Origin of the sequence: Streptomyces sp. NPDC059224 (assembly GCF_042754285.1) — a bacterium.
Taxonomy (GTDB): Bacteria; Actinomycetota; Actinomycetes; order Streptomycetales; family Streptomycetaceae; genus Streptomyces.
In genome coordinates this window covers 24517-36890 of the sequence record NZ_JBHZAN010000043.1, presented here as the reverse complement: position 1 = coordinate 36890, position 12374 = coordinate 24517, and the positions used below count along the sequence as shown (strand labels likewise).

Sequence of the window (12374 nt, the reverse complement as noted above, 5' to 3'; positions counted from 1 at the left end):
CGTCTGAAGCGGACGCCGGGTCCCCACCCGGCGCCGTGGTCGTCGCCCGTGCGGTCACCCACGAGCTTTCGCTACGAGTCGTAGCGTAATGCCATGCCGACCCCGCGCGACACCCCTTCCCGGTGATCTCCCTCACGACGTCACATGAACCGCCGGTTATGGTCGTGGGATGCAGAGCCGCACCCCAGCCGCCCGTACCGGCCGCCCCCGCAGCGCCGAGGCGGACGCCGCGATCCTGGCGGCGACCCGGCAGGCGCTGGTGGAACTGGGCTGGTCCAAGCTCACCCTGGGAGACGTGGCGACGCGGGCCGGGGTTGCGAAAACCACCCTCTACCGCCGCTGGGCCGGCAAGAACGAACTCGTCGTCGACGCGGTCGCGGAGCTGTTCGACGAACTCGAACTCCCCGACCGGGGCAGCCTCGCCGACGACATCGAGGGCGTGGTGCTGCAGTTCGCCGCGATCCTGGACCGCCCGGAGGCGAAGAGCGGGCTGATGGCGGCGGTGGCCGAGTCGACCCGGGACGACGCGCTGCGGGAACGTATCCGCGCGTCCATCGTGGACCGCCAGAAGCGGCTGGTCCTGGAGGGCCGGGAGCGCGCCCAGCTGCGCGGCGAACTCCCCGCGCAGCCCGACCCGTGCGAGGCGGACCGCACGGCGGACCTCATCTTCGACCTGGTGGCCGGCTCGGTGGTGCACCGCGCCCTGGTGAGCGGCAAACCGGCGGACGAGGAATGGGTGCGCGGCCTGACGAGGATCCTGCTGCTGGGCCTGGCGGGCGCGGCGGACGACGCCAGGACCTGACCACGGGCCCCACCGCGACATCGGCACCGGGCGCTTTCAGCGGACGGCGACGGTGCCGTCACCCATCTCCACGACATGCCCTCGCGGGCCGCGTTCCTCGTCGGGGGCCCGGTCCGGCCAGGTGCGCTCCGTCGGCGTGTTCGCGGTGACGGGGGCGCTGTCGGCCGGCACGACCATCACGGGCGGCGGGCCGTCCATCATTCCGATCACCTTCTGGTGCCCGGTCGCCGCAGACGTCGTGGGGTCCACTGGGCCCTGTGGGGATCCGCGAACCGGGCGCGTCGACGCCGCCCGCGAAGAGCCGGCCGGCGGACGAGCGCGGGTTCCCAGACCTCCTCGTCGGCCGCGGTGACCGTGAGGACGCAGCTCATCACGGTCACCGTCAGCGGGTGTCGAGGGCCGCCTCGGGCCCTCCCCCGTCCCCGGCCGGTCAGAACCCCGCCGGCTCCGTGTACACCCCCCACTCGTCCCGCAGCACCCCGCAGATCTCGCCCAGGGTCGCCTCGGCGCGTACCGCGTCGAGCATCGGCTCGATCATGTTGGTCCCGGCGCGGGCGGCGCCGAGCATCGCGTCGAGCGCGGCACGCACCGCGCCCTCGTCGCGGGCGGTCCTGCGCTCGCCCAGGACTCGTACCTGCTCCCGCTCCACCTCGTGCGAGACCCGCAGGATCTCCAGGTCGCCGGTGACGGACCCGGTGTGCACGTTGACGCCGACGACCCGCTTGTCGCCCTTCTCCAGCGACCGCTGGTACTGGAAGGCGGACTCGGCGATCTCCCCGGTGAACCAGCCGTCCTCGATGCCCCGCAGGATCCCTGAGGTGACCGGGCCGATCGGGTGCCGCCCGTCCGGATGGGCGCGCAGCCCACGCTCCTTGATCTGGTCGAAGATCTTCTCGGCGTCGGCCTCGATCCGGTCGGTCAGCTGCTCGACGTACCAGGAACCGCCCAGCGGGTCCGCCACGTTGGCGACCCCGGTCTCCTCCATGAGCACCTGCTGGGTGCGCAGCGCGATCTCGGCGGCCTGCTCGCTCGGCAGCGCGAGGGTCTCGTCGAGCGCGTTGGTGTGCAGCGAGTTGGTCCCGCCGAGCACGGCCGCGAGCGCCTCCACAGCCGTGCGCACGACGTTGTTGTACGGCTGCTGGGCGGTCAGCGAGACACCCGCGGTCTGGGTGTGGAAGCGCAGCCACTGCGACTTCTCCGACCGGGACCCGTACACGTCCCGCATCCAGCGGGCCCAGATCCGGCGGGCCGCGCGGAACTTGGCGATCTCCTCGAAGAAGTCGACGTGCGCGTCGAAGAAGAAGGAGAGTCCGGGCGCGAAGACGTCGACGTCCAGGCCGCGGCTGAGCCCCAGCTCCACGTAGCCGAAGCCGTCCGCGAGCGTGTACGCGAGTTCCTGCGCGGCCGTCGCGCCGGCCTCGCGGATGTGGTAGCCGGAGACGGACAGCGGCTTGTACGCGGGGATGCCGGCCGCGCAGTACTCCATCAGGTCGCCGATGAGGCGCAGATGGGGCTCGGGCTGGAACAGCCACTCCTTCTGGGCGATGTACTCCTTGAAGATGTCGGTCTGGAGCGTGCCGTTGAGGACCGCCGGGTCGACGCCCTGCCGTTCGGCGGCGACGAGGTACATGCAGAAGACCGGGACCGCCGGACCGCTGATCGTCATCGACGTCGTGACGTCGCCCAGCGGGATGTCCTTGAACAGGACCTCCATGTCGGCGGCGGAGTCGATGGCCACGCCGCAGTGCCCGACCTCGCCGAGCGAGCGCCGGTCGTCGGAGTCGCGGCCCATCAGGGTCGGCATGTCGAAGGCCACCGACAGACCCCCGCCGCCGTTGGCGAGGATCATCTTGTACCGCTCGTTGGTCTGCTCGGCGTTGCCGAACCCGGCGAACTGGCGGATGGTCCAGGTGCGCCCGCGGTAGCCGGTCGGGTACAGGCCGCGCGTGAAGGGGTACTCTCCGGGCCAGCCGATCCGCTCGAATCCCTCGTACGTGTCACCGGGTCGCGGCCCGTAGACCGGCTCCACCGGGTCCCCGGAGAGCGTCGTGAAGTCCGCGTCCCGCTTGCGGGCCGTGTCGTAACGGGCCTGCCAGCGCAGGCGGCCCTCCGTGATGGCGTCAGCGTCCATACCATCGAATTTACTAGGACGTCCTAGTAAATGTCGATGGCGAACCGCCGCACGGTGGTCCGTACGGCGGTGGGATCAGGCTTTGGCCACGACCGGGGTGCCCTCGGTGACCTTGGCGTCTAGCTCACGGGTGACCTTGCGCTCCACGAAGAACGCCGCGGTCGGAATGGTGCCCGCGAGCAGCACCCACAGCTGCTTGCCGACCGGCCACTTCGCCTTGGAGCCCAGGTCGAAGGCGAAGACCAGGTAGACGACGTAGAGCCAGCCGTGCGCGATGGCGACGACCCGTGTGACGTCGGCCGCACCGTCGATGTCCAGCCCGTACTTGGCGATCATGCTCAGGCACAGCAGCACCAGCAGCACACCGGTGACATAGGCCAGGACGCGGTAGCGGGTCAGCACGCTCTTTTTCATGGGGACGAGCGTAACCACCCGTTCCGGGAGATCTTGTCCCGGGTCGCTCCGCGCCGAAGGTCAGTCCTCGTCGAAGTCGTGCGCCGAGACCCGCAGCGGGCGCAGCATCGCGAAGATCTCCGCGCACTCCTCGGAGTCGTACGCCCCGAGCCCGAAGTCCATCGCCATCAGGTCCCGGGTGGCCGCCTCGACCACCTCGCGGCCCTTCTCGGTGATCGTGGCGAGCGTGCCGCGCCCGTCGTTGGGGTTGGGCCGCTTGGCGACCAGACCGGACCGCACCAGCCGGTCCACCGTGTTCGTCACGGAGGTCGGGTGCACCATCAGACGCTCACCGATCTTCGACATCGGCAGTTCACCGGCCTTGGAGAAGGTGAGCAGCACCAGCGCCTCGTAGCGCGCGAACGTCAGCTCGTACGGCTTGACCACCGCGTCGACCTCGGCCAGCAGGATCTGCTGGGCCCGCATGATCGAGGTGATCGCGGCCATCGACGGGACGTTCCCCCAGCGCTGCTTCCAGAGGTCGTCGGCACGGGCGATGGGGTCGAAGGGAAGACTGAGAGGCTTCGGCACGCCACCGACCCTACCGGCCGGTCATATACCGGTCAGCCCTGTCTCGGCTTTCGGTCACCCGGCCCCCGCCGCCGGCGAGACCTCGGGCCCGGCGTGCCTGGAACGGCGGCGTACGGCGGCCGCTACGGCACCGGCGGCGGCGTCCGCCGGGCGGCCGCCGCGAGTCCGCAACAGCACACCACCCCCACCGCCCCGGCGCCCGCCACGGCCGCCCGCACCCCCACGGCCTCCGCCGCCAGCCCCGCCAGCGTCATGCCGACGCCCTGCAGGGTCATCAGCCCCGTACTGAGCACGGTCATGGCCCGGCCGCGCAGTGCCTTCGGCACCGCCCGCACGAACCACTGGTCCAGGCCGAGCGTGTACGCCGACCCGGCCCCCGCCGCCAGCAGGAGCAGCAGCGAGAGGGCGAGGGACGGGTGCAGGGCGTAGCCCAGGTACGGCAGCAGGGTGAAGCAGACCAGCGGGAGGACGATCCGCTCCCCGGCGGCCGGGCCGAGCCGGGCGCCGGCGTACAGCTCCCCGGCGACCGTGCCGACCGGCAGCGCGCACATCAGCAGGCCGAGCCCCGGGGATCCGGTGCCGAGCGCGTCGGCGTAGGGGGCGGCGAGCGCCTCGGGGACGACGCCGAACATCGCCGGGACCCAGAAGAGGAGGAGCAGCAGGCGGACCCGGCGGTCGGCGAGCAGCTGCCGGGTACCGCCGCGCTCGCGGACGCGGGTACGGGCGGGGCGGCGCCGGGTGCCGAGGCGCAGCAGCGCGGCCGAGGCCAGGAAGGTGCCGACGGTGATCAGCAGGCCGTGCCGCGGGCTGAGGACGGCGAGCAGCAGGCCGCCGAGGCCGTAGCCGGCCAGCAGGGCGCTCTGCGCGACGATTCGCAGCAGCGAGCGGCCGAGCACGAACAGGTCGCCGCCGCCGAGGACGTCGGAGAGGGTCGCCATACGGGTGCCGGCGAACACCGGCGAGACGACGGCGAGCGCACAGCGCAGCCCGAGCGGCACCCCGATGCCGGTGCCGGGCACCGCCATCACGGCGACGCACCCCGCGCACGCCAGATCGCACACCACCAGCACCCGGCGGGCCGGGAACCGGTCGGCGACCGGAGCCAGCAGGGTCCCGCCGACCAGGTAGGGCAGAAAGCCCAGCGCGAAGGTCAGGGCACTGAGCTGCGGCGATCCCGTGAGGTCGTACACCAGCACGGACAGCGCGATCTCGCTGACGATCACGCCGAGCATGGACAGCACATGGGCGGCGAAGACGGCACGGAACTCGGGGACGGCGAGGACCCGGCCGTAGCCGGCGGGTCTCTCCAGAACAGGCGCGGACATGGACGGCAGCGTGCCCGCGCCGCGGTCCGCCGCTCAGAGTTTCGGCACCAGCCGAATCTTCCGCTCCGCCGCCCGGGACCCGCCATGCCCTCCCGCCTCCACTTCGACGAGGACGACTTCCTCCGCTGCCGGTTCGCCGTGTCCCCGCTGTGGGAGACCCAGGAGGCGGTGCGCACCCTGCGGCGACCGGACCGGCACGGCTATCACGCGCCCTGGCTGCGGCGGATCAGGGCGGTGGCCGCCACGCTCGACCTGGCCCCGCTGTGGCTGCTGATGCCCCGCCGCGGTCACTCGCCCGACTGGCTGGTGCCGCCGCCGACCGGTCCGGCCGCCTCCTTCGAGGAGGAACTGGCGGCCCTGCGGGCGGTGGACCCGCGGACGGCCCGGGCGGACACCGCCCGCTCGCTCGCGGACACGCCCGGCGCGCTGGAGTCGGCGACCGGCCGGGCCTGGCTCGCCGATCCGCCGCGCATGGTCCGGGAGCTGACGGAGGCGCTGGAGGCGGCCTGGCAGGTCCTGGTGGCCCCGGACTGGCCCCGGCTGCGCGCGCTGCTGGAGGCGGACATCACCTTCCACTCCCGGCGGCTGGCGGAGGTCGGCCTGGGCGCGCTGCTGCCGGAGATCCACCGCCGGTGCGGCTGGCGGTCCGGCACGCTGACCGTGGCCTCCCCCGGCGCGTACGAGCGGCGCCTCGGCGGGCAGGGCCTGGTGCTGATGCCGAGCGTGTTCACCTGGCCGGACGTGGTCAGCACCTTCGACCCGCCGGCCCGGCCCACGCTGGTCTACCCGGCCCGGGGCATCGGCGGCCTGTGGACCGATCCGGCCGAGACCACGCCCGGCGCCCTGGTACGGCTGCTGGGCCGGGGACGCGCCACGGTCCTGACCGCCCTGACCGAGCCGGCCACCACCACCGCCGTCGCCCACCGGCTGCGCCTGGCCCCGTCCTCGGTCTTCGCGCACCTGGCGGCGCTGCGCGACGCGGGCCTGCTGACCTCCCGCCGCTACGGCCACCAGGTGCTGTACGAGCGGACCCCGCTGGGCATCGCACTGGCATCGGGGGCATCGGGAGCCCCGGCCGGCTGAGCCGGGCCACGACGAGGCCCCTGCCAGAAGCACCCGACGCGGCCACCGCCCGGCAGCCCCCGCTCGCACGGCGCCCCGACACCCGCGGCCACCCGACCGGCGGACTGGTGGAGACCGCACGGGCGGCCCGCGCCGAACCGCGGCCGCGCGCCCTGTTCTCCTGGCCGGGCCACGGCGCCCTGGACCTCCTGGGCGGCCTGTCCGAGGCGGAACACCCCGCCGAGCGCCTTCCGCACGTCACCCGCGGCCCGCCGCCCCGCACGGTCCACTCGTCCGGCTTCCCGCGCCTGGGCGAGGTCGCCACGGTCCTAACGGCGGCCGACGCGGCGCAGGTGGTGCCGGACCGCGCGCTGGGCCACCGGGCCGAGGTCGTCCAACGCGGCGACCAGCGCGCCGAGTTGTTCGAGGGCGTCCAGGGCGGCGTGGGCACCGGACGCGTCGACGCCCTCGTAGAGCTCGATGCCCACGAAGGACGCGGCGACCGCGCGGGCGAGCCCGGCCGGGTCGGCGAACTCGCCGAACGGGGTGGCCGCGAGGACCCGGACGAGTACCGTCTCGATCTCGGCGATCCACAGGTCGAGGCCGGCCGCGGTGGCGGGACGGAGCGCCTCCTGGGTCTGGGCGCCGGCCAGCAGCTGGCCGAGCAGGGCGACATGGCCGCCCGCGCGCTCCTCCTCGTGGATCTGCCGCCCCACGGCGAGCAGCTCGGCGAGCGAGCCGACCCCGGCGAGGCGGGGGCGGAACCGTTCGACGGCCTGCCCGGCGCCGTACCGGCAGGCGGCCGCGAGGAGTTCGTCCATGGAACCGAAGTGGTAGAAGACCAGCGCCTGGTTGACCCCGGCGGCCGACGCCACCGTACGGGCCGAGGTCCTGGCGATCCCCTGCTCGGTGAGCGTGCGCAGCGCTCCCTCCAGCAGTTTGTTCTTCGTCTCCAGGGACTTGGCGGTCTCCGGGCTCACGCGCGCGGCTCCTCACGGACCGGCCGCAGCCCCGGCCGGACCCCGCGACGGCGGACATCGCCGTACGACGCCTCGAAGGAGCCCTGGTAGCCGAAGAGCGGGCCGAAGTACCGGTTCACCACCCGCACCTGGATGCGGAAGCGGCCTACCCGGTCGTCGTAGGACTCCCGCACCTCCGCGGCGGCACCGGCGAGCTCCGGGACGCGGACGTCCACCGGGCCCTCCCGGAAGCGGTGTTCGCCGGAGCGGATGAGCAGCGAGCCGTCCGGCTCGGCGTGGAAGTGCAGCTCGCTGGCGAGGTGCTGGTGGGTGCCGAGGTAGTCGAGGATGCGGTCGCCCTTGGGGCTGAGCACCATCTGGGCGTCGAAGCGGCGGGAGCGTCCGGGCAGGTCGAAGGTGCGCACGAAGGTCGCCGTCTCACGGCCGTAGGAGTCGGCGTAGGGCACGTTCTCGATCACGAACGGAATGTTCCGGCCGGCCTCCGGGACCAGGATGTTCCGGGTGGTGCCCAGTGCCAGGAACGGCTTCACGAACGCCGGCCCGTGCCAGACGCGTTCCATCACGCCCCGGCCGGTACAGGCCTCACCGCTCGCCAGGCCGACCGAGAAGCGCCGCCGGAGCTGCGGATGCAGCCGGTCGAAGCTCTCGCCCAGCACGGTACGGAACATGGAGGTCACGGCTGCCTCTCCAGGGCACGCAGGACCCGGGGCGCGGTCACCCGGGCCGACGGCGTGCGCCGGCAGCGGCGGGCGGCCGGGGTGGTGGCGAGCGGGGGCGCGCCGAGGGCCAGGGAGAGGGCGACCACGAGGAGGAGCGGGACCAGGAAGGCGACGGCGGGCGAGAGGTCGTCCAGGACCGGCCCGCGGCTCAGGCCCGCGACGCAGCCGACCGCCGTCAGCGCGCGGGCCGCCGTCTCGGCCAGCCAGTTCCGCCGCGCCCGCTCCGGGGTGATCCCGCGCTCCAGCCACAGCCGCAGCCGGTCGAAGGACCAGGCGGTGGCCCAGCCCGTCAGCGGGCGCAGGACGAACCGGTCGGCGAGCGCGCCGAAGCGGCCCCAGCGCGGCCGGTAGTCGTAGCCGGTGAGGAAGCGGACGCCGTCGCCGACCGGGACGTAACGCCAGTAGCCGCTGCCCTCGGCGAGCAGCGAGAGCGGATGCGGGGAGGCGAAGCGCAGGGCGGAGGTGCGGGTGCCGTCGGGGCGTTCCCTCTCCCCCGCCAAGACGCCGGTCCCGGCGATGACGAGGCACGGCAGCACGCGCGTGGCGTAACGCAAGCGCTGCGGCTCGCCCGGCACGCGCGCGAGGTGGTCGATCTCGGTGAACCTCAGGTCCCAGCGCTGGTGCCGGGCCGGGTCCTGGGTGTGTGCCCACAGTGCGTCGAGGTCGGCGCGGATGTGCGCCTCTATGTAGAGCCCCATGGCTGTCCTCCCCCTGCCACCTGGTCTTTCGAGAGCCTTTTGAGCGAGTGCTCAAGACCACGGTGGGCGACGCTACTCGTTTTTGAGCGATCGCTCAATCGGACGGGAGAAGAAAACCCCGGCCCAGGGGAGGGCCGGGGTTCTCCTGCTCGCCGCCGGCTACGGGGCGAGATACCGCTCGACCGTCTCGACCTTGCTGGTGAGACCGTCGGTGACACCGGGGCGGATGTCCGCCTTCAGGACCAGGGAGACGCGCGGGACACGCTCCTCGACGGCGGCGACGGCGCGCCTGACCACGTCCATCACCTGATCCCACTCGCCCTCGATCGAGGTGAACATGGCGTCGGTGCGATGGGGCAGCCCGGACTCGCGGACCACCCGGACGGCGTCGGCGACGTACTCCCCGACGTCCTCGCCGACGCCCAGCGGCGTCACGGAGAAGGCGACGATCATGCGTTCACGACCCCTTCCTTGCGGGCGCGGGCGGCGATGAGCTCGTCCTCGGCGGCGCGCTTGAGCTTGCGCTCGGCGAAGAAGCCACCGGTCGGCAGGACGGAGAGGACGAAGTAGAAGGCGGCGGTGCCCGGGGACCACTTGGTGCGGTTCCAGGCGTCGGCCCAGAAGATCACGTACAGGACGAACAGGACACCGTGGATCGCGCCCATCACGGGAACCGCGTTGAAGTCCGTGGTCCGCTTCAGCACCGAGCAGACGAGGAGGATCAGGAAGGAGACGGCCTCCGGGGCGGAGACCAGGCGCAGGCGGCGGAGGGCGGTGGCGGTCTTGATGTCCACGAGTCACCTTCGGTGGGAGAGACGTCCACTCTTTGTGAACGCGAGCACAAACGTCCTCCCATTGTGGCAAAGGAGCCTCGCGGCCCCCGCGCGGGGGTGGAGGACCGGCCCCGGTCTCCGCACAGGTCTCACCGGTCCCCCGGGGGACGGATCCGGGAGGACGTCCACCCGTGGGACCTGTCGGTGTCGTCGGGCTGCGGCTACCTTCGCAGCGTGGCGATGTTCCGACTCCAAGGCAGCAAGGTGCTCGCCGTCGAGATGACCGGGGACGCCGTGAAGGCGAAGAACGGCTCGATGGTCGCGTACGACGGGCAGATGGCGTTCAAGAAACTGAGCGGCGGCGGTGAGGGGCTCCGGGGGATGGTGACCCGGCGGCTCACCGGCGAGCAGATGACGGTGATGGAGGTGAAGGGGCACGGGACGTGCTGGTTCGCGGACCGGGCGTCCGAGATCAACCTGGTCGGCCTCCAGGGCGACAGGCTGTACGTCGAGTCGAGCAACCTGCTCGCGACCGACGCCGGCCTGCGCACCGGCACGACCTTCACGGGCCTGCGCGGCGCCTCCCAGGGCAACGGCCTGTTCACGACCACGGTCGAGGGCCACGGCCAAGCGGCGATCATGTCGGACGGCCCGGCGGTGGTGCTCCGGGTGAGCGCGCAGTACCCGCTGACCGTGGACCCGGGCGCCTACATCGCCCACCAGGGCAACCTCCGCCAGTCCTTCCAGTCAGGTGTGACATTCCGCACCTTCCTCGGAGAGGGCGGCGGCGAGGCCTTCCAGATCCGGTTCGAGGGGGACGGCTTGGTGTACGTGCAGCCGAGCGAGCGGAACACGATCGCGGGGGATGTGTGAGATGGCCCTGCGCGAGGTGAACTCCAAGATGGTCGAGGCGACCGTCACGCCCGGACAGCGGCTGTACAGCCAGCGTGGCGCGATGCTCGCCTACAAGGGCGAGGTGTCCTTCACCCCCAACGTCCAGGGCGGTCAGGGCGGCCTGATGTCCATGATCGGCCGCCGGGTCGCGGGCGAGGCCACCCCGCTCATGACCGTCGAGGGCAGCGGCACGGTCTTCTTCGGGCACGGCGGCCATCACGTCCAGGTCATCACCCTCACCGGCGACACCCTGTACGTCGAGGCGGACCGGCTGCTCGCCTTCGAGGGCACGCTGCAGCAGGGCACGATGTTCATGGGCGCCCAGGGCGGTGTGATGGGCATGGTGCGCGGCCAGGTCACCGGCCAGGGCCTGTTCACGACCACCCTCAAGGGCCACGGCGCGGTCGCCGTGATGGCCCACGGCGGGGTCTTCGAGGTCCCGATCACCCCGCAGCGCCCGGTCCACGTCGACCCGCAGGCCTACGTCGCCCACCACGGTGACGTCCGCAACAAGCTGTCGACCGCGCTCGGCTGGCGGGACATGGTGGGCCGCGGCTCCGGCGAGGCGTTCCAGCTGGAGCTCAGCGGAAACGGCACGGTGTACGTCCAGGCGTCGGAGGAGAAGCTGTGAGCGCATACGGTGCCGCCGGGCCGGTGGTCCACGACCCCATGACCCTCCCCGTCGACGACAACGTCAACAAGTACACCTTCTGCGTGGAGCTCAAGAGCGGCCAGTGGTTCCTGCAGAAGGGGAAGATGATCGCCTACTACGGGTCGATCGACTTCAACGGCGTCGGACACGGCCGTCTGGACCGTCTGGTCCGCACTTCTTTCCATTCACCTCTGCACGCGAGCGACTGGGTGGTGGCGGAGGGCTCGGGCAAGATGCTCCTCGCCGACCGGGCCTTCGACGTCAATTCCTACGATCTGGACGAGGGCAACCTGACCATTCGCTCTGGCAACCTGCTCGCTTTTCAGCCAAGTCTCGCGCTCAAACAGTCGATCGTGCCGGGTTTTCTGACCCTTATCGGAACCGGAAAGTTTGTGGCCGCGTCCAACGGTCCGGTGGTGTTCATGGAACCCCCGATCCGGGTGGACCCGCAGGCGCTCGTGGGGTGGGCCGACTGCCCCTCCCCGTGCCACCACTACGACCACGGGTACATGACCGGGGTCATGGGCGGTCTACGTGCGATGACGGGCCTCGGCGGGGCCTCCGGGGAGGAGCACCAGTTCGAGTTCGTGGGGGCCGGCACGGTCCTGCTCCAGTCCACCGAGACCCTGATGGCGGAGCAGGCGACGGGAGCGGTTCCACACGAGCCCGGGGTACCCGGCGCGAGCGGGCCTTTCACAGGTCATTCACAGCAGTCGGGCGCACCGCGCCTTCCCGGACAGCTGGGAGACCTGCAACGTCGCTTCGGGCTGTGAGCGGTAGTCTGCGGAGTGTGACATCGAACGCGTGCGCGCAGTCACACCACCCTCACTAGTTCGCCTTTCAACATTTTAGGTAGACTTCATACATGGAGACCGAGACGGCCACGCGCTGGCTGACCGATGCGGAGCAGTGCGCCTGGCGCACCCACCTGGAGGTCAACAGGCTGTTGACGTACCAGCTCGAAAAGGATCTGCAGCCGTTCGGCCTGACAATGAACGACTACGAGATCCTGGTGAATCTGTCCGAATCCGAGGACTACCGGCTGCGGATGAGCGACCTCGCCGCGGCGACGCTCCAGTCCAAGAGCCGGCTCTCCCACCAGATCACCCGTATGGAGAACGCGAACCTGGTACGCCGGGAGAACTGCGAGTCCGACCGCCGCGGACTGTTCGCCGTCCTCACCGAACACGGCATGGAGACGATGAAGAAGGTGTCGCCCCATCATGTGGCCTCCGTGCGCCGGCACTTCATCGACCTGCTGTCACCGGAGGCGCTCATAGAGCTCGACAAGGGCCTCAGGCCGATCGCCGAACACCTGCGGGGACAACGCGGGCGCCCATGACGGCGAACGGCA

At 71.7% G+C, this 12374-nt stretch carries 16 protein-coding genes; 6 read left to right on the top strand and 10 right to left on the bottom strand.

Annotation, left to right across the window (positions count from 1 at the left end; genetic code table 11):
* The first annotated feature begins 169 nt into the window (after window positions 1-169).
* Entirely contained in the window at window positions 170-802 is a 633-nt protein-coding gene (locus ACFXI4_RS36925) for a TetR/AcrR family transcriptional regulator (protein ID WP_384999678.1), read from the top strand.
* Window positions 803-838: 36 nt separating this feature from the next.
* On the opposite strand, the gene ACFXI4_RS36920 is transcribed toward ACFXI4_RS36925, so the two are convergent.
* The 5 genes from ACFXI4_RS36920 to ACFXI4_RS36900 form a co-directional block, all read right to left on the bottom strand.
* Window positions 839-1003: a hypothetical protein gene (locus tag ACFXI4_RS36920; protein WP_384999675.1), complete on the bottom strand. Its 165-nt coding sequence runs from the start codon at window positions 1001-1003 to the stop codon at window positions 839-841.
* A 229-nt stretch (window positions 1004-1232) separates the two neighbouring features.
* Window positions 1233-2933 carry a methylmalonyl-CoA mutase gene (locus ACFXI4_RS36915; protein WP_384999672.1) on the bottom strand — a complete coding sequence of 567 codons (1701 nt, stop codon included), beginning with the start codon at window positions 2931-2933 and terminating at the stop codon, window positions 1233-1235.
* Between the two features lie 75 nt (window positions 2934-3008).
* Entirely contained in the window at window positions 3009-3347 is a 339-nt protein-coding gene (locus ACFXI4_RS36910; RefSeq protein WP_362713761.1) for a DUF3817 domain-containing protein, read from the bottom strand.
* Window positions 3348-3407: 60 nt separating this feature from the next.
* A complete protein-coding gene (locus tag ACFXI4_RS36905; protein ID WP_362713763.1) occupies window positions 3408-3917 on the bottom strand; it encodes a MarR family transcriptional regulator in 510 nt (169 codons plus the stop codon).
* Between the two features lie 122 nt (window positions 3918-4039).
* Window positions 4040-5242 (bottom strand): MFS transporter, encoded by a 1203-nt coding sequence (locus tag ACFXI4_RS36900; RefSeq protein WP_384999668.1) that lies wholly within the window; start codon window positions 5240-5242, stop codon window positions 4040-4042.
* A gap of 84 nt (window positions 5243-5326) precedes the next feature.
* Here ACFXI4_RS36900 and ACFXI4_RS36895 point away from each other — a divergent pair, with 84 nt between their 5' ends.
* Entirely contained in the window at window positions 5327-6325 is a 999-nt protein-coding gene (locus ACFXI4_RS36895; RefSeq protein ID WP_384999665.1) for a DUF5937 family protein, read from the top strand.
* A 308-nt stretch (window positions 6326-6633) separates the two neighbouring features.
* On the opposite strand, the gene ACFXI4_RS36890 is transcribed toward ACFXI4_RS36895, so the two are convergent.
* From ACFXI4_RS36890 to ACFXI4_RS36870, 5 genes are all read right to left on the bottom strand, one after another.
* The gene (locus tag ACFXI4_RS36890; protein ID WP_384999662.1) at window positions 6634-7284 is read right to left on the bottom strand and encodes a TetR/AcrR family transcriptional regulator; all 651 of its coding nucleotides are present in this window, start codon (window positions 7282-7284) and stop codon (window positions 6634-6636) included.
* Window positions 7281-7961: a DUF4166 domain-containing protein gene (locus ACFXI4_RS36885; RefSeq protein ID WP_384999659.1), complete on the bottom strand. Its 681-nt coding sequence runs from the start codon at window positions 7959-7961 to the stop codon at window positions 7281-7283. Before ACFXI4_RS36885 ends, ACFXI4_RS36890 begins: the two co-directional genes overlap by 4 nt.
* Entirely contained in the window at window positions 7958-8701 is a 744-nt protein-coding gene (locus ACFXI4_RS36880) for a hypothetical protein (protein WP_384999656.1), read from the bottom strand. Before ACFXI4_RS36880 ends, ACFXI4_RS36885 begins: the two co-directional genes overlap by 4 nt.
* Before the next feature lie 159 nt (window positions 8702-8860).
* Window positions 8861-9154, bottom strand: coding sequence for an MTH1187 family thiamine-binding protein (locus ACFXI4_RS36875; protein WP_384999653.1), 294 nt, complete (start codon window positions 9152-9154; stop codon window positions 8861-8863).
* Window positions 9151-9495 (bottom strand): DUF3817 domain-containing protein, encoded by a 345-nt coding sequence (locus ACFXI4_RS36870; protein WP_362713767.1) that lies wholly within the window; start codon window positions 9493-9495, stop codon window positions 9151-9153. Before ACFXI4_RS36870 ends, ACFXI4_RS36875 begins: the two co-directional genes overlap by 4 nt.
* A 219-nt stretch (window positions 9496-9714) precedes the next feature.
* Between ACFXI4_RS36870 and ACFXI4_RS36865 the strand changes: the two genes are divergently transcribed.
* The 4 genes from ACFXI4_RS36865 to ACFXI4_RS36850 all read left to right on the top strand — a co-directional run bounded on the left by ACFXI4_RS36865 (window position 9715) and on the right by ACFXI4_RS36850 (window position 12362).
* A complete protein-coding gene (locus ACFXI4_RS36865) occupies window positions 9715-10347 on the top strand; it encodes an AIM24 family protein (RefSeq protein WP_362713775.1) in 633 nt (210 codons plus the stop codon).
* A 1-nt stretch (window position 10348) separates the two neighbouring features.
* Complete coding sequence (locus ACFXI4_RS36860; RefSeq protein WP_384999746.1) at window positions 10349-10999, top strand: AIM24 family protein; 651 nt, start codon at window positions 10349-10351, stop codon at window positions 10997-10999.
* Complete coding sequence (locus ACFXI4_RS36855) at window positions 10996-11793, top strand: AIM24 family protein (RefSeq protein ID WP_362713769.1); 798 nt, start codon at window positions 10996-10998, stop codon at window positions 11791-11793. The genes ACFXI4_RS36860 and ACFXI4_RS36855 overlap by 4 nt, the downstream gene beginning before the upstream one ends.
* 92 nt (window positions 11794-11885) lie before the next feature.
* Window positions 11886-12362 carry a MarR family transcriptional regulator gene (locus tag ACFXI4_RS36850; RefSeq protein WP_362713771.1) on the top strand — a complete coding sequence of 159 codons (477 nt, stop codon included), beginning with the start codon at window positions 11886-11888 and terminating at the stop codon, window positions 12360-12362.
* Window positions 12363-12374 lie beyond the last annotated feature (12 nt).

Coding starts and splice junctions, on each gene's coding strand:
- ACFXI4_RS36860 (WP_384999746.1), top strand. CDS start 10,349: ATGGCCCTGCGCGAGGTGAACTCCAAGATGGTCGAGGCGACCGTCACG.
- ACFXI4_RS36895 (WP_384999665.1), top strand. CDS start 5,327: ATGCCCTCCCGCCTCCACTTCGACGAGGACGACTTCCTCCGCTGCCGG.
- ACFXI4_RS36920 (WP_384999675.1), bottom strand. CDS start 1,003: ATGATGGACGGCCCGCCGCCCGTGATGGTCGTGCCGGCCGACAGCGCC.
- ACFXI4_RS36875 (WP_384999653.1), bottom strand. CDS start 9,154: ATGATCGTCGCCTTCTCCGTGACGCCGCTGGGCGTCGGCGAGGACGTC.
- ACFXI4_RS36865 (WP_362713775.1), top strand. CDS start 9,715: ATGTTCCGACTCCAAGGCAGCAAGGTGCTCGCCGTCGAGATGACCGGG.
- ACFXI4_RS36900 (WP_384999668.1), bottom strand. CDS start 5,242: ATGTCCGCGCCTGTTCTGGAGAGACCCGCCGGCTACGGCCGGGTCCTC.
- ACFXI4_RS36850 (WP_362713771.1), top strand. CDS start 11,886: ATGGAGACCGAGACGGCCACGCGCTGGCTGACCGATGCGGAGCAGTGC.
- ACFXI4_RS36910 (WP_362713761.1), bottom strand. CDS start 3,347: ATGAAAAAGAGCGTGCTGACCCGCTACCGCGTCCTGGCCTATGTCACC.
- ACFXI4_RS36925 (WP_384999678.1), top strand. CDS start 170: ATGCAGAGCCGCACCCCAGCCGCCCGTACCGGCCGCCCCCGCAGCGCC.
- ACFXI4_RS36880 (WP_384999656.1), bottom strand. CDS start 8,701: ATGGGGCTCTACATAGAGGCGCACATCCGCGCCGACCTCGACGCACTG.
- ACFXI4_RS36915 (WP_384999672.1), bottom strand. CDS start 2,933: ATGGACGCTGACGCCATCACGGAGGGCCGCCTGCGCTGGCAGGCCCGT.